The organism is Paenibacillus sp. 7541, assembly GCF_002276395.1.
GTDB lineage: Bacteria > Bacillota > Bacilli > Paenibacillales > Paenibacillaceae > Paenibacillus_AQ > Paenibacillus_AQ campinasensis.
In genome coordinates this window covers 202,330-218,300 of the sequence record NZ_NQLZ01000001.1, presented here as the reverse complement: position 1 = coordinate 218,300, position 15,971 = coordinate 202,330, and the positions used below count along the sequence as shown (strand labels likewise).

Genomic DNA, 15,971 nt, shown 5'->3' with positions numbered 1-15,971 from the left:
AACGCGAAGGTTGTGATATACATTGAAATCGTTGCCGCTGTACAAACAGATCCAGGAGGACATCAAGCGACTGATTGCGATCGGCAAGCTAAGGGAAGGGGATCGCGTCCCTTCCGAGAAGGAGCTGTCCGAGCGTTACCGCGTCAGCCAGATTACAAGCAAGAATGCGCTGGTCGGGCTGATGGAGGAAGGTTTGCTTGTGCGGATTCAGGGCAAAGGCACCTTTGTGATGAGCAGGCCGGAGGAGGCCTCCGCGCTCGAGACGCTCGGCGAATGGACGGCTGGGCCGAGCCGGAGCGGGCGCATCGGACTCGTGCTGCCGGCGATGAAGACAAAAGTCGATCAGCGATTTCTGGACGGTCTGGAGAGGTATGCCACAGAGGCGGGTTATGAGGTTATGGTCAGAATTACGCGTGAATCCCAGGTGGAGGAGTCGCGGGTGATCGCGTCATTTTTGAAGCAGGGTGTAGATGGGATGATCATATTCCCAGTGGAGAACGAGACCTATAACGATTCGATCCTTCGATTGTCGCTGGACCGGTTTCCGTTTGTGCTGATCGATCGTTTTCTGAAGGAGGTCAAAACATACAGCGTCAGCTCGGACAACGTGAACGGCACCAAGGAAGCGGTCAACTATTTGCTGGACCAGGCACATAGCTCCATCGCCTTCATATCGCCTGAGATTACGAACACGGTGACGGACGAGCGGGCGCACGGGTTTGAGCAGGCGTTCCTGGAGCACGGCTTGTCCATCGACAAAAATTTATGGTGCCTCCTGCCGCTGGATGCGATTGCTTCCGGGCAATCGGTTGAAATCATCCGCATGTTTTTGACCGCCAATCGCGGAATAACCGGTGCGGTGACCGTCAATACCGAGCTGTGCAGAAATACGTACAAAGCCGCATTGTCCGCCTCGTTACGGGTGCCCGAAGATTTGGAACTCGTGACATTCGACCCTCCGGAGCTGCCGCATATTCCATACATTCGCCAAAACGAGGAGGAGATGTGCCGCCTGACCGTAGAGCTCCTGATTGAGCAGATCAAGGGGGGTTATGATGCGCGGCGGATTGTCGTTCCTGTCCGTCTTGTACACGATAATTGAATGGAATGATTCATCCTGATTTTATATTGAATTTAGTATATAAATTTATATTGTTATAATATATCATCACATTGTAAAGCGCTTACAAATAAATATTTTGAAAAGAAGAGGGGAATCGCATGAAATCGAAGAGCAAATTTGCAGGCATGTTGGTTTTGCTGTTGATGTTCGCGTTATCCGCTTGCAGCGGGGGCGGTCCAAGCGGTGATTCTTCGACAGGCAGCCCGAGCTCGCCACAGCCAGGTCAAGAGGGGAGTGGGGAAACGGGGGAGAAGGCGCCGGTCACCATCGAGTTTATGGGCCATGGCAACCCGAATGAGAAGAAAATATTCGAGAAGCTGATCGCGTCCTTTGAGGACAAATACCCGCATGTGACCGTGAAATATACATCGGTTCCGCCTGGCGAGTATTCGCAGAAGATGACAACGCTCATCAGCTCAGGCAAGGTGCCGGACGTCTTCTACGTCGGCGGCCCTGAATTTTACCGGTTCGCAGAAGCCGGGACTCTGCTGAATATTCAGTCTTACCTTGATCAGACAACGCTGTTCAATCCAGACAATGTATGGAAAGAGGCGCTGGACCGCTACCGCTTTGATGGCAGCAAGGTAGGAGCAGGCGACTTGTACGGCTTGCCGAAGGATGTCGGCCCGTGGGCGTTTGTGTACAACAAGGATTTGTTTGATGAAGCAGGTGTGCCGTATCCTTCCGCCACAGCCGGGGAATGGACTTGGGAGGACATGCTGGAAGCGGCCCAGAAGCTGACCGTGGACCGCAACGGAGATGGGAAGCCGGAACAGTATGGTGTGGGCGCTTACGCTTTGGAGTCGGCGGTATGGGCCAACGGTGGCGAGTATATCGATTACGAAACCGGCACCGTGAAGGTGAATGAGCCGGAGTTCTATGAAGCGATGCAGTTCGTAGCCGATCTGAGCCTGAAGCATAAGGTGAGCCCGAATCAGGAAGCCGAGCAGGCGATGAATGCCTATACACGCTTTGTTGACGGTTCGCTGGCGATGTTCGCGATGGGGCCTTGGGATCAGCCGGCTTTCTGGGAGCTGCCTTTTGAATGGGATATCGCGGCATGGCCGGCCAGCCCGAATACGGGGCAGACGGCGACCTGGCTTGGCTCGATGGGATTTGCCGTCTCGGCGAAATCCAAGCATCCGCAGGAGGCGTTTGATCTGGCGGCCTTCCTGTCGCTGGATGAACAAGGCCAACGTGAGAACTATCAGCTCGGCCAGGCGGTGCCGAATCTGATCGATATGGCTGAAGGGGAGTTTTTGCAGATGGAGCAAGGACCGAAGACACGCCAAGTGTTCCTGGACATCATTGAGGATTACGGACGCCCCGATGTGATCGCCTTCTCGAAGGACACCCAGTGGATGGATCTGTTCAATCAGAATGCAAGCAAGGTATGGAACGGCGATATGTCTGCCAAGGATTTCACCGCCGAGATCCATCAGCAGATGCAGGATCTGTACGATAAAGGCAACAAGTAAGGCTATCGGGAGCGGGTGACCGCCCTCAGAGAGAGGGCGCCTCGTGAACAGCTCTCATGCAAGATGCACATAGACCCAGGGGAAGAGCCGCTTGATCTGGCTGCTTCATAGCCGGACGGCGGTGCTTCCCACCGGGTCACGTCCTGTCATGATGAATACAGGCTAAGGTGGAATGAATATGGGAATGAAGCTTAGCGGTTATCGCAGAAAGGAACGGGTGTGGCTGTACTTATTCGTCGCCCCGCCCGTTCTCGGTTTTCTATTGTTCGGTCTGGTGCCGATCTTGTTCTCAATCTATATCAGCTTTCATAAATGGGATATGCTGTCTGATCCACAGTGGGTGGGGTTCGCGAACTTCAAGGAGCTTCTGGGCGATGAAAAAGTGTACAAATCCATGTACAACACCATTTACCTGATGATCGGCATTCCGATCGGCATGGTCTTGTCGCTGCTGCTGGCCATCTTGATGAACCGCAAATTTGCAGGCATCTCGTTCATGCGCACCATCTACTATTTGCCGGTCATCTCGCCCATTATTGCCGTATCCTTGCTGTGGCAGTGGATTCTGAATCAGGATTACGGCCTGCTGAACAACTTCTTATGGGAAACGTTCGGCATTACGGGTCCGAACTGGCTGGGCAAGCCGGAGTGGGTGAAGCCTTCGCTTATTCTAATCGGGCTGTGGGGCGGTATCGGAGGCAACATGGTGCTGTATCTTGCAGGTCTCCAATCGATCTCGTCGACGTACTATGAAGCTGCGGAAATCGATGGCGCCGGAGCCTGGCACAAGCTGACGCGGATTACGATCCCGCTGCTGACGCCGATTCATTTTTTTGTAATTGTGATGGGGATCATCGGAGCGTTCCAGTCGTTCAGCCAAATTTACGTATTGGCGGTGGACGGCGGACCGGAGTACAGCGGCGCGACCGTTGTGTATTACATTTTCCAGCACGCCTTTAAATACTTCAACATGGGCTATGCCAGCTCGGTGGCCTGGGTGCTCGGCCTGCTGATCTTTGTCGTGACACTGATTCAATTCAAGCTTTCGAACCGATGGGTTTACCAGGACTAGGGGGGTGATCTTGTGAAACGGGAACAATGGAAGGACCTCTGGTCGCTGCTGCTGCTTTTGTTCGGTTCAATTTTTATGATTGCGCCGTTTATTTGGACCATCTCGACTTCATTGAAGGATCGGCGAAATGTATTTGAAATTCCTCCGCAGTGGATTCCTGATCCGATCACGTTCAGCAACTATGAGCGCGTCTGGTTGGAATCGCCGCTGCTATACGGCTTCATGAACAGTCTGATCATCGTTGTCATTGTCCTGACCGTCGGCATGCTCGTCTCGGCCATGGCTGCCTATGCGTTCGGAAAATTCGAATTTCCTTACAAAGGCGTGCTGTTTCTGGGGCTGCTCGGAACGATGATGATTCCGTATTCGGTAGTCATGATTCCGCAATATATCGGCTTCTCCAGGCTCGATTGGGTGGATACGCTGCTGCCGCTGATCGTGCCGGGGCTGTTCGGCAATATCGTTGTTATCTTCTTCATCCGGCAGTATTTACAGAGCGCGCTGCCTACGGAATTGATCGAGGCGGCCAAGATCGACGGCTGCAGCTTCCCGGGCATCTTCTTCAAAATCGCGCTGCCGACGATGAAGCCGGCGCTTGCCGCTCAGGCAGCCCTTGGATTTATGGGCATCTGGAACGATTTTCTCGGTCCGCTCATCTACTTGCATACGCCGGAGAAGCAGACGATACAGGTATTGATCGCCTCCATGCAGGCGATGTACATCGGCCAGTCGGATTATCCGATGATTATGGCTGCGGCCGTCATCGCGATGCTGCCGGTGATCGTGGTGTTCTTCTTCTGCCAAAGATACTTTATTGAATCGATGGCGATCAGCGGAATCAAGGGGTGAGGCGGATGCAGATCAGCAAGGCGAGACGGAGGCCGTTTATCCGCAGTCTCGGAACATTGGGATTAGCAGCAGCGCTCGCATTGTCAGGATGTGATTCAAGCGCGAAACCGGAGGCGGTGAATATGGACAAATATCGTGAAATGTATGCCAATCCTTTTCCATCCTTAGAGGAAGAATGGGAGGATTATGGCAACGGCGACCCGTATGTGCTGCGGCATGACGGCCGCTACTATCTGTATGTCAGCACGAAGGATCACCGGACTGGCATCAAGGCGTGGGTGTCCGATAATCTGATCGACTGGACTTATGCCGGGATGGTAACGGAGGATCCGGTGTCCACCGGGGCCTATGCGCCGGAGGTCAACTATTGGAATGGATGGTTCTATCTGTACACCTCCCCAGCCGGGCAGGGACATTATGTATTTCGGAGCGAATCGCCGACGGGACCGTTTGAGCGAATCACGGACAATGTCGGTATGAGCATTGACGGCTCGGTCTTCATTGACGATTACGGCAGCTGGTTGTTCACGCATGCTGGATCCTCCGGTATTGTCGGTGTACCGATGAATGGCCCGGCAGATTTTGGCGTCGGTGTTACACTTCCTGGGGTCTATCTGGGCCACTGGACGGAAGGCTCGATGATCATCAAGCGCGGCGGCACGTATTTCTTAACCTATACGGGCAATCATGTGTTCAGCAAAGGCTATCGCATTCACTACGCGATCGCCCATGATTCGCCGCTCGGACCCTACACAGCCCCGTCCAACAACCCGCTCGTGATCAGCACGACGGACGATTTCTACGGACTCGGACACAGCTCTACTGTGATGGGACCGGATCTGGACTCTTATTATCTTGTGTACCATAACTTGATCGGAAGATCTCAGGAAGGCCCGCCGGTGCGCCGCATGAACATAGATAGGCTTGTATTCAATGGCGACAAGATGGAGGTTCTTGGCCCAACCAACTATGCACATCCTGTACCAAAGGGGCCTGACTTTGCCGGCAGGCTGAATGAGGGCGCTCCCGATTCGAGCGTGTGGGAACAGGTGGCGTCAAGCGACAAAACGATGATCGTAAGCAAGGTGAGCACGGAGCAGATCTACACAGCGGAATATAATCTGACGCCATTCACGGCGTCAGTAGACATGCTATTCGCCTATGAGGATGAGCTGCATTACGGATTCGTTGCGCTTGATCCGCAGCACAATCTTGTGTCCATAGGCCGAGTGGAGGCCGGCCATCGCAGCTCGCTGGCTACGTCAGAGCTTCCCGAGGACATGGACTGGACGAAGCTGCATACGATTCGCGTGGAACGAGGAGAAGAACAGCTGCGGATCTATGTGGACGGGCTGCTGAAGCTGGATGAATCGGCGGAGGCCTCAGGTTTTGGCCCAGGCAAAATCGGGTATCAGTACGCGCAAGGCGAGCCGGGCTTGTCCTATACGGCTTTCTCCAATGTCGCCTCCGGCAGCAGCGACTTCGAAACAGTGAAGCCTCTTCCGGGCAGCATTGAAGCGGTTCATTACTTAAGCGGAGAGAACAGAGGGTTCTCGGTCCGTGAACCATCAACGACCAGCCAGTGGCGCCGTTCGGATGGCACAACGATTACCCTTGCGGAGGATGGCAGCTATGCAGCCACGCTGTCGCATAAAGGCGACTGGCTGCGATATGCCGTGAATGTGTCAGAGACCGGCAAGTATGCGCTGGATCTGACAGTTAGGGCAGCGGAGCAGCCTTCATCCATCCAGGTGCAGGTTGATGACCGGAAAGCCGGAACCTATACGGTGGACAGCCGTCATTTCTCTGAGGGCGAATCCTGGGCGAAGATCCGGGCCGGAACACTGGAGCTGGAACAAGGCTTGCACACCATTACAGTGCAGCTGAATAGCGGCCAGCTGGAGTGGAAGACGATGGATGTTGAGCGCATCGATGATCAACCGTTCAAGCATGAACGGCTGCTGGAGCAAGCTGGCGCAGAGGATGTCCATGGCACATGGCTTGAGACAGGTGACGGCTATATCGGCGCCCAGGATGGCGATGTGAAAATGTACGGAGGAAGCCATCTGTGGACTGATTATCGCATCCGGACCACGGTGACGCTGGGTGATGATCCTGCCGGGCAGGCAGGGGTTCTGTTCCGGGTGAGCCATGAATCGGAGTTCCGGGATCAGGTCAGCGATTCCCTAATGGGATACTTCCTAGCCGTGAGCGCAACGAAGCTGGAGCTGTACAAACATCAGTACGATTCCGAGCTGCTGCACAGCGTCAAGACTTCCTTTCCTGCCGGAGAGCCTGTCCGCTTGCAGATTGAGGCTATCGGGGATTCAATCCGGGTTTATGTCCAAGATGAATCGGAGCCGGTGATGATCTTCCGGGATGCCGCATCATTCTTGCAAGGACGGGTTGGCATCCGTTCGGTTCATGCCGAGCAGATCAAGCTTGGAGATATCGATGTGGAGTCCGTAAAAACGAAGTAACTGCGCGAATGGTGAATACATGCAGAAGCGCATGCAGTACATCAATCGTTCAACAAATAAAAAAGATGGAGAGTGGAAGACGATGACGACAAATTCGCACAAGTATATAAAAGATTATCCCAGACCTCAACTGGTGCGTGAGCAATGGGAGAACCTGAACGGCCAATGGGATTTCCGGTTTGATGACAGCCAGGAGGGAGAGCTCGGCAGATGGTACGAAGGACTGCAGGCAGACCGGAAAATTACGGTTCCGTTCACCTACGAGACCAAGGCGAGCGGCATCGGCGATGAATCATTCCATCCATGCGTATGGTATGAACGGTCCGTGTCCGTCCCTGCAGAGGCGGCGGGCAAGCGGGTCATCCTTCACTTTCAGGCGGTTGATTACGAGACAACGCTGTGGGTAAACGGCCGCCATATCGGAAATCATGAGGGCGGATATGCAGCCTTTTCGTTTGATATTACAGAAGCGGTCAAGCTTGGCGGGGAGAACCGGATTACGGTTCGTGCCACAGACAGCAGCAGCTGTACGCAGCCGCGGGGCAAGCAGCGGTGGACGCCGAACAGCTTCGGCTGCTGGTATGTGCAGACGACCGGGATCTGGCAGACGGTGTGGATGGAGTTCGTGCATCCGGTTCATATCAGCCGCGTGAAAATTACACCCGAACTGGAACGCGGATCCGCCAATTTCATTTACGAATTGGGTGGCTTTGGGACTGCGGATGTTGACGGTTTGTCGCTTCTGACAACGGTCCGCTTTGACGGCAAGCTGATCCGTTCCATCGAGACGAATGTGGAGCGCGGAACCGTAGCCGTTGATGTGAGTGTCGTGAATGAAGCCGTGGGCGAGTGGAAGATCAGACCATGGCATCCGAACCACCCGGCTCTGTATGACGTCGAGATGATCCTGAAGAAGGATGGACAGCCGATCGACACGGTGTATTCCTATTTTGGCATGCGGAACATCCGCATTGCCGGGAATCAGGTGATCCTGAATCATTCCCCAATCTATCAGCGGCTGCTGCTTGACCAAGGGTACTGGGAAGACACGCATCTGACACCTCCATCTGAGGAAGCGATTCTGGAGGATATCGACAAGACGCTGGCGCTCGGATTTAACGGAGTGCGCAAGCATCAGAAGCTGGAGGATCCCCGTTACTTATATTGGTGCGACCGTAAAGGGCTGCTCGTATGGTCGGAGATGCCATCGACCTTTGAATTCGGTGACGATGCCGTCGAGCGCTTCACCAAAGAGTGGATGGAGGTGGTCCGCCAGCATTACAATCACCCTTCCATCATCACATGGGTGCCTTTCAATGAGTCGTGGGGGGTGTCGGATATTGCCACCAACCGCAAGCAGCAGCAGTTTACAGAGTCGATCTATCATCTGACGAAAGCATTTGACCAGATGCGCCCGGTTATCGTCAATGACGGGTGGGAGCATACGATCTCGGATATTATTACGCTTCATGATTATGAAGAGCTTGGCGCCGATCTGGCCGAACGCTATCAGGACAAAGAGGCGCTCTTAAGCAACGACTTTGCTCATAATAAGAATCGTTATCCTTTCGCGCAAGGATATGGCTATCGTGGTCAGCCGGTTATCATCAGCGAATATGGCGGCATCGCCTTTACGAGCGAAGAGGGCTGGGGTTATGGCAATCAGGTGCGAACCGAAGAGGAATTCCTGAAGCGGTATGAAGGGGTGACGCAAGCGATTAAAGATTTGCCTTACGTATGCGGGTTCTGCTATACCCAAATTACCGATGTGCAGCAGGAAGTGAACGGCTTGCTGACGATTGATCGCCAGCCGAAGGTGAATATGGAAGCGATTCGCAGCATCAACCTGAAAAAATAGCTCAAGTCCAGCGTGTCTGCGCCGCAAAGGGCCAGATGATCAGCTGCAGCAGCGAACCGGGAAGCGGGGAATGATCCCCCGCTTCTTTTGTCGTTTATGATGGCGTAACCAGGTTCGCCTCCGGCTCGTATTTGTATTGGAAACACAATTATGTAAATATAAAAGTTAAAATATGCCGCAGAGGGGGAGACACATGAAGTCCATTACCGTTCAGAACATAAAGGATACTTTTCAACTGGAGGTGCTCACTGGCGCCGATCGTCTGGACCGGATCATTACCCGTCCTAGGTCGCACAGGCCGGGCCTGGAGTTTGTCGGATACTTTGATTTTTTTCCCATGGAGCGAGTGCAGGTGCTTGGACGGAAGGAAATCAACTATTTGCTGACCAGAAGCGTGGAGGAGCGCAAGCTGCATATCGGCAATATTGTGAAATATCATCCGCCCTGCTTCATTGTTACGACAGGCCAGGAGGAGATTCACTATCTGACGCTGTTCTGTGAACAGGAAGGCATTCCGCTGCTGCGGACAGCCGAGACAACGACAGAGTTTATCGCCAAGCTGGACGGTTATTTAGTGAAGGCGCTCGCCCCGGAGATGTCGATTCACGGCGTGTGCGTGAACGTAGCGGGAATCGGAATTTTGCTTCGGGGGAAGTCCGGCATTGGCAAAAGTGAAACCGCGCATACGCTGATTCGAAAAGGGCATCGCTTCGTAGCGGACGATATTGTTGTGCTTAAAAAGCTGGGGCCGACGACGCTGCTTGGCACCCATAATCAGACGTCCCGTGAGTTCCTGGCGCTGCGAAGCGTCGGTCTGATTAATGTGGTGCGTCAATACGGGCGCACCGCGTTCCAGGACGAGACTCGCATCGTGCTCGATATCGAGCTGTCTCCATGGCGGGAGAATGCGCTGAACAACGAGCTGGAGGTCGTGCCTCAGTTCACCGAATATTTAGGCATTCAGATACCGCATCTTGAAGTCCAGCTTCAGCCTGGGCGGGATGTAGCCGGTCTGATCGAGGCGGCCGCCAACAATTGGTACCTGAAACAGCTCGGCTACAGTGCGGCGGAAGACTTCATGAGCCGCATCCAGAATGAAATGCAGTCATAGGTAGCGTTATGTTTCTCAGCTCTTGCGCTGATAGGCCGAGGATTCCCGGATGAGCAGGGTGGAGTCGATCCTGAATACTCGCTGGTGAGCGAACTCATTGTGATTCATCATATCAATCAGCTTCTCAGCCAAAATAGCACCCATCGTATATTTCGGCTGATCCACTGAGCTTAAAGTTGGCTGAATGTAGCGGCTGATCCGATTATTATCCACCCCGACAACGGCCAGCTGATCCGGAATGCGCATGCCGTATTCGGCACAAGCCTGGTATACACCCAGCGCCATCTCGTCATTGGCCGCATAGACAGCCGTAAAAGACAGCCGCTTCTCGAACAGCCGCTTCATCGCTTCATACCCGCCTTGTTCGTTAAAGTTTCCGTTCTCGACCAGCTCCGGCCGGAACGGAATGTGATGGCTGCGCAGCGCCTTCAGATAACCTTCCAGGCGCTCGTAGCTGTCCACTGCATCGGCATAACCGCTCAAGAACACAATATCCCGGTGGCCCTGATCAACCAGGTGCTGCACTACTTCCTGCGAAAATTTCACATTATCCGTATAAATGCAAGGAACCTGATCATGCTTGACATATTTGCCCACGACGCCAAGGCGGTATCCTTTATCGGCGAGCTCGATCAGCTCTTGATCCTCGACCAGCGGGGTGAGGATGATAGCGCCGTCGATTGTCCGGTCCAGCAGCAGGTTCAGATATTCCGCCTCACGTTCCTTCTGGTTTTGCGTATCACAGATAATGATTTTGTAATGCTGAGCGTAGGCGATATTCTCTATGCCCTTGATAATCTCGGCGAAATAGGAATTATTGATATCCGGAACAATGACGCCAATGGTCATCGTTCTCTGGGAACGCAAATTTTTGGCTGCGGCATTCGGGTGATAGCCCAGCTCTTCAATGGCCCGCATCACTTTATCCCGGGTGCGGGCACTGACCTTGCTGGTATGATTCAGCACACGCGAGACGGTAGCAGGGGAGACACCGGCGATCATGGCCACATCCACGATTTTGACATCCATCGTTCACATCTCCAAACCCATGATTGACAATTATTGTAATTCTATTATAATGTGAATTGAAAACGATTACAACAAGAGAAATAAGCAGAAGCGCAATCTTGCATAACGTCGATGTATGAATCGATGGAAGAAAGGAGGGGATCACGGGAGGATGTAAGTGTGATGATTCGCAAGGCTTCTGATTTATGAAATCGATTTCACGTTTGGGTTAGCGTCAATTCTTTCCCGATCAGGAGAAATCCGGTTTCCAACATTGCTTTGAATTGAAATCGATTTCATAATCAGTATACGAAAACCGTCTTTGGGGTTTTCAGGAGGGCGGGAAGCGTTGTCCTGTAACGTCCTGGTTTTCCGGGTGTTATCATTCATCAAGCTGCAGGGTCAGTCTTCAAGCGAATTCGATCTTTCATATTGGGGAGGCGTTATTGTGTTCAAGAAAAGCAAAATCATTCTGTTATGTACCAGCCTGCTGCTAGGTCTGTTTGCCTCAGTTATCGGTGCGCCGACAGCCGATGCTGCTTTTGGGCCCGGCGATTTTCTGAAGGCAAACGGGACCGTTGTGCGAAACAATTCAGGCAATGGCAGCATTGTCAATCTGCGCGGCACGAACCTTGGGGGATGGCTGCTGCAGGAGGAATGGATGACGCCGTCCGGAGCGGTGGACGAATACACGCTGCGGAGAACGCTGATCCATCGTTTTGGCGAAGCCGGCGCACAGTCGCTGATTAATGTATATCAGGATCACTGGATTCAGGCGAGTGACCTCGACAATATCCGGAATTGGGGCATGAACGTGGTTCGGGTTCCTCTCTACTGGGAGGATTTCATGAATACAAACGGCGTGATGAAACCCGATTCGGTATCTTTCCGCAAGCTGGATTGGCTGATTGCGGAAGCTGGCCAGCGCAATCTGTATGTCATTTTGGATCTTCACGGAGCCCCTGGCGCAGCCTGTCCATGGCATTCCTGCGGACGGGAAAATGCCAATGAGCTGTGGACCAATTCCACCTACCAGAACTGGACCATCCAGATTTGGGAGCGTATCGCCACCCGCTACAAAGGCAATCCGACCGTAGCAGCCTACGATCTTCTGAATGAACCGCTCGTCTCGTTGGGAGCAGGGGAGAACTCAACGCAGATCCGGCAGAAGATGGAGTTCTATGACCGGATGTACCGGGCTGTTCGCGCCAAGGACCCTGATCACATAATCATTATCGCAGCCTTCCACGACTGGTTTGCCGCTTATCCGCCGAGCACATACGGCTGGCAAAATGTGATGTACCAGACGCATCACTACCAGTTCACCGACTATAACAACTGGGAGATGACAAACCAGGAGATTGATCGTTGGCTGAGAGACCTGGCGACACATCAGAAAAATTGGAACGTGCCTGTATTTGCCGGCGAATTCTCTTTCGGTCAGCATGATTTGACGGAGAAATGGTTGTCCGGCCTGAATAACCTGAACGCCTCCTGGACGAACTGGAGTTACAAGGTTAAAGGCGGCGGCAACTGGGGCTATTTCAATAATAACAATAATCCGGCTCCGAACCTGGATACCGACAGCGCCGATACAATCGCAGCCAAATGGACGCGCTTCACCACAAACCATTTTGCCAGCAACACGGCGTTTCTGAATGTGGTGAGAAGACATACCGGCACCGCTCCGGTTACGGTAGGCTGGTCCAGCCTGAAAGCCAATGCCAATGGCAAGTTTGTCAGCGCCGAGAATGCCGGGGCTGCGCCGCTTGTGGCCAACCGCGACACGGACGGGGATTGGGAACGGTTCAAGATCATCGAGCATGCGGATGGAACGGTATCGCTTCTGTCGATGAGCAACAACAAGTTTGTGCAGGCTGATCTGAACAATGGCGGACGACTCATTGCCTCGGCCACCTATGCCTCGACCTGGGAGAAGTTTACCCGCGAGCAGATCAGCAGCGGGCTCTATGCGCTGAAGTCTGTAGCGAACGGAAAATATGTCACCGCAGACCTTGACAGAGACGGCGTGCTGTATGCGAACCGCGACTCGGTAGGCGGCGCATGGGAGACATTCTTCATCCAACCTTCGCACTAATCGGAATGGAACCTACTGAAGCGTAAGCTTGTAAGCTCTGAGCGTAAGTCCTGAACGTAGCCCTGAATTCAGAGTCTGAATAAGAGCGGTGACAAGAAGCCCCGGTCATTCCTGCCCGTCAGGATTGACCGGGGCGTTGTTCTGCGGGACGCTGCAAGACGGCGGTCGATCGCCCATAGGGTAACCACATGTGGCCCTTCGCCAGCTCCAGACGTTCCTTAACGATTAACGATGTTGTGAAAGAACCGGCGAATGGTGGATCCCCTGCGCGTGTTAAACCGATGAACGGTCGGTCTTCAACACCACAGTGCCGCTCATGCGAGCGACATGCCCTGGAAAATAAAGGACCAGCGGTAGTTATTGCCCTCCCAGATTTCCTGATTCGGCATATGCAGCCAGCATACTTCATTCATGCCGCTCTCCACCCATGTCAGTTCAGGGACGGGCATATGATTCACGAGCAGCACCCGGAACTCGCCGGCCACAAGACCGCGCAGCACCTCCACCAGTTCCCTGACATGCAGAATGTCCGAGTCGGTCCGGATAAACAAATACCGGCCGGGCTGCTGCAGGGTCAGAAGAAAGCGGTCGACGCGGCGGTCATACTTCATTTTCACGGCAGGATAGCTGAGCTTGTATGGAGGGTAATCGGCATTGACATGGAAGTCGTGATTCATGAACAGATCGTATTCCTGATCCCGAACGTTGTACAGCTCCGAGCTTACCTGATCGACGACTTGCAGTTTCGTATAGTCAAGATACCCGACAAACCGATTTTGCAGCAGTCTAATCACCTGAGGCAGAAATGGCGTGCCCATCCAGTCCAGCGGGCCCGCGAACCTGCGCAGTCCGTTCTTGCGAAGCTGAATAGCGGGAATACAGTTGTTCCCTAGGCTGAAAATGGCGTTGTAAGGAACCTTAAGATCCGCAAGGTTCATCGCACTCTCACCTGATCCTTTCTTGGCAGTGAAGTTATATTCTATTGAATGCCGAAAGGCGCGAAGAGGCGTGGACTAACATGCCAGCGCTACCGCACAAATGGATATTGGCCGGGTTGATATGCCCTTACACATGCCATATGCGGTACATACCCTGATAGTAATCATTAAGTGATGACCAGGGGGGAATTCAATGTCCATATTTCGATTGGACGCGGTTGAACATGGAGTCATCGATTCCAGATACATTCAATCTGTTGATATCACGATTACGAATGCGGGGCCAGACCCCTTTGACGTTCTGATTCACGGTTATAATCCTTACGGTGTCTATTATGTCAGCTTGACTCATGTCGGTGTCGGAGCAACCGTTGTTATTCCGGAGGTGGCCAATCACAATCTGAGCTTCAGTCTGCTGCTGGTCACCAACATTAACTACTCGCACTCCACGGTCATTACGGTCCATGCCAAAAACCAGGGGCAGCTGGTCGCAGTCTTCTCCAATCCGAATTTCAGCATTATCGAATAAAGGGGGGAACATCATGAAAGTGCTGTTTGTGTACTATGTGCCAAGCGGTGGTGTCGAAACCCTGAACAGGCAACGCTGCCGCGCGCTTCGTCTGGCTGGCATCGAAGGGCATTGCCTCTATTACGGATGGGGAGCGGGAATCCAGAATTCCGTTGATTTTCCGGTCTATATCAGCCGCAATGACATTGAGATCAAGCATATTCTCGATTCAAACCAGTATGATGCCATCGTGGTGACGACAGACCATGCGAGCTTCGCCCGTTTCAGCATGCTCGGATTCAAGGGGAAGTTTGTGCTGGAGATCCAGGGTTACGGGCCGAAGGAGGTGGCCCGGGCGCAGCTGACGGCAGCCATGCCGTACATCAACCAGTATGCCTCGGCCTTGCTGAATCCGAATACGCCGCATATTGCTGCTTTGTTTCAGGAACTGTATCCGCATAAGCCCCAATTCAATTTCAACAACTGTTTTGATACGACGTACTTCACGTATAACTCGTACATCCATCCGGAATATCCGGTCATCGCCTGGCTGGGCAGAATCGAGGACAACAAAAATTGGCGCGAGTTTCTGCACATCGGCCACCAATTAAGTCAACATGTGCCTAACCTGCGAATGTGGATGTTTGAGGACAACCATCTGAGCGTTCCGGCCGAACGTGAACAGTTCCAGCAATTGATTGCCGAGCTCGGTCTTCAGGACCGGCTGACGGTAAGAGCGAATGTGCCTAATGGCGAAATGCCGTATTATTTTTCCGTCATCGGTGATTCCGGCGGTTTTCTATGCTCCACCTCCAAGGTGGAGGGAGCCCCGTACGCGGTGCTGGAGGCGATGAGCTGCCGCTGTCCGGTGCTCACTACCGATTCGGACGGCGTATCGACCTCTGTTTATCATAATGCCACCGGCAAGTTCTATACGCTCGGGAATATACAGCATGCGGTGCAGGAAGGGCTTGAGCTGATGCATAACGCTGCGCTGCGCGAGCAGATCCGTGCCGGTGCGATGCAGCATGTGCAGCAAGCCTTCAATCCGCACGTGTATGCTGCTAATTTCGCCAACATGATCCATTCGGTGTAACGGAAAATATCCGCATCCATGAGGCTGACTCCATGAGCAACAGGGTCAGCCTTGCACCGTTTGGCAGAGCTTCCGCTCTGGCTTCCTGGACAAGCCGCCATGCGCAGCTGATCACCAGCTGCCCTAATAAGGCGATAAGTGTCGCGGCTCTGTTATGGCGGAGTCGGGGTTCGTTCGTCCGGATTTTTGGAAACACTACTAGAACACCAGGACGCCCAAGAAGATTGTACAGATTGACAAAGCTCACGAAACCAAGGAAATCCGGCAACTCGAAAAATTGGCCACACGTTGCTATATTTCTCGAAGAGAGCAGCTGTGCGCAGGTGTTACCGGGCTTGTTTACGCGTTGCTG

General features: G+C 53.2%; 12 protein-coding genes. 10 read left to right on the top strand and 2 right to left on the bottom strand.

Translation table 11 applies throughout. The features are described from left to right. Positions 1-22 precede the first annotated feature (22 nt). From CHH75_RS00990 to hprK, 7 genes are all read left to right on the top strand, one after another. Positions 23-1,102 (top strand): GntR family transcriptional regulator, encoded by a 1,080-nt coding sequence (locus tag CHH75_RS00990; protein ID WP_095266064.1) that lies wholly within the window; start codon positions 23-25, stop codon positions 1,100-1,102. Positions 1,103-1,221: 119 nt separating this feature from the next. Further along, positions 1,222-2,601 carry an ABC transporter substrate-binding protein gene (locus CHH75_RS00985; protein ID WP_095397219.1) on the top strand — a complete coding sequence of 460 codons (1,380 nt, stop codon included), beginning with the start codon at positions 1,222-1,224 and terminating at the stop codon, positions 2,599-2,601. A gap of 178 nt (positions 2,602-2,779) precedes the next feature. Further along, positions 2,780-3,673, top strand: a complete 894-nt coding sequence (locus CHH75_RS00980) for a carbohydrate ABC transporter permease (protein ID WP_095266066.1) — start codon at positions 2,780-2,782, stop codon at positions 3,671-3,673. Between the two features lie 12 nt (positions 3,674-3,685). Further along, a complete protein-coding gene (locus tag CHH75_RS00975; protein WP_095266067.1) occupies positions 3,686-4,522 on the top strand; it encodes a carbohydrate ABC transporter permease in 837 nt (278 codons plus the stop codon). Positions 4,523-4,527: 5 nt separating this feature from the next. Then, positions 4,528-7,002 carry a family 43 glycosylhydrolase gene (locus tag CHH75_RS00970; protein ID WP_255222923.1) on the top strand — a complete coding sequence of 825 codons (2,475 nt, stop codon included), beginning with the start codon at positions 4,528-4,530 and terminating at the stop codon, positions 7,000-7,002. Positions 7,003-7,084: 82 nt separating this feature from the next. After that, positions 7,085-8,860, top strand: coding sequence for a glycoside hydrolase family 2 protein (locus CHH75_RS00965; protein WP_095397218.1), 1,776 nt, complete (start codon positions 7,085-7,087; stop codon positions 8,858-8,860). Positions 8,861-9,053: 193 nt separating this feature from the next. After that, the gene (gene hprK / locus CHH75_RS00960; protein WP_095266069.1) at positions 9,054-9,971 is read left to right on the top strand and encodes an HPr(Ser) kinase/phosphatase; all 918 of its coding nucleotides are present in this window, start codon (positions 9,054-9,056) and stop codon (positions 9,969-9,971) included. Between the two features lie 15 nt (positions 9,972-9,986). Here the strand turns inward: hprK and CHH75_RS00955 are convergent, their stop codons facing one another. Further along, positions 9,987-11,000, bottom strand: a complete 1,014-nt coding sequence (locus CHH75_RS00955) for a LacI family DNA-binding transcriptional regulator (RefSeq protein ID WP_095266070.1) — start codon at positions 10,998-11,000, stop codon at positions 9,987-9,989. Positions 11,001-11,427: 427 nt separating this feature from the next. On the opposite strand from CHH75_RS00955, the gene CHH75_RS00950 reads away from it, so the two are divergent. Continuing rightward, a complete protein-coding gene (locus CHH75_RS00950) occupies positions 11,428-13,077 on the top strand; it encodes a cellulase family glycosylhydrolase (RefSeq protein ID WP_217989063.1) in 1,650 nt (549 codons plus the stop codon). A 314-nt stretch (positions 13,078-13,391) separates the two neighbouring features. On the opposite strand, the gene CHH75_RS00945 is transcribed toward CHH75_RS00950, so the two are convergent. Continuing rightward, positions 13,392-14,015 carry a DUF1796 family putative cysteine peptidase gene (locus CHH75_RS00945; RefSeq protein WP_095397217.1) on the bottom strand — a complete coding sequence of 208 codons (624 nt, stop codon included), beginning with the start codon at positions 14,013-14,015 and terminating at the stop codon, positions 13,392-13,394. A gap of 193 nt (positions 14,016-14,208) precedes the next feature. On the opposite strand from CHH75_RS00945, the gene CHH75_RS00940 reads away from it, so the two are divergent. Together CHH75_RS00940 and CHH75_RS00935 are read left to right on the top strand one after the other, a co-directional pair. Further along, on the top strand, positions 14,209-14,544 hold the full coding sequence (locus CHH75_RS00940) for a hypothetical protein (RefSeq protein WP_095397216.1): 336 nt from the start codon (positions 14,209-14,211) through the stop codon (positions 14,542-14,544). Between the two features lie 13 nt (positions 14,545-14,557). Beyond that, the gene (locus CHH75_RS00935) at positions 14,558-15,619 is read left to right on the top strand and encodes a glycosyltransferase family 4 protein (RefSeq protein ID WP_095266073.1); all 1,062 of its coding nucleotides are present in this window, start codon (positions 14,558-14,560) and stop codon (positions 15,617-15,619) included. Positions 15,620-15,971: the final 352 nt, after the last annotated feature.

Bases quoted from the DNA above. Each gene is read 5' to 3' on its own strand.
- CHH75_RS00970 (WP_255222923.1), top strand. From the start codon at position 4,528: ATGCAGATCAGCAAGGCGAGACGGAGGCCGTTTATCCGCAGTCTCGGA.
- CHH75_RS00940 (WP_095397216.1), top strand. From the start codon at position 14,209: ATGTCCATATTTCGATTGGACGCGGTTGAACATGGAGTCATCGATTCC.
- CHH75_RS00980 (WP_095266066.1), top strand. From the start codon at position 2,780: ATGGGAATGAAGCTTAGCGGTTATCGCAGAAAGGAACGGGTGTGGCTG.
- CHH75_RS00965 (WP_095397218.1), top strand. From the start codon at position 7,085: ATGACGACAAATTCGCACAAGTATATAAAAGATTATCCCAGACCTCAA.
- CHH75_RS00945 (WP_095397217.1), bottom strand. From the start codon at position 14,015: ATGAACCTTGCGGATCTTAAGGTTCCTTACAACGCCATTTTCAGCCTA.
- CHH75_RS00985 (WP_095397219.1), top strand. From the start codon at position 1,222: ATGAAATCGAAGAGCAAATTTGCAGGCATGTTGGTTTTGCTGTTGATG.
- hprK (WP_095266069.1), top strand. From the start codon at position 9,054: ATGAAGTCCATTACCGTTCAGAACATAAAGGATACTTTTCAACTGGAG.
- CHH75_RS00955 (WP_095266070.1), bottom strand. From the start codon at position 11,000: ATGGATGTCAAAATCGTGGATGTGGCCATGATCGCCGGTGTCTCCCCT.
- CHH75_RS00935 (WP_095266073.1), top strand. From the start codon at position 14,558: ATGAAAGTGCTGTTTGTGTACTATGTGCCAAGCGGTGGTGTCGAAACC.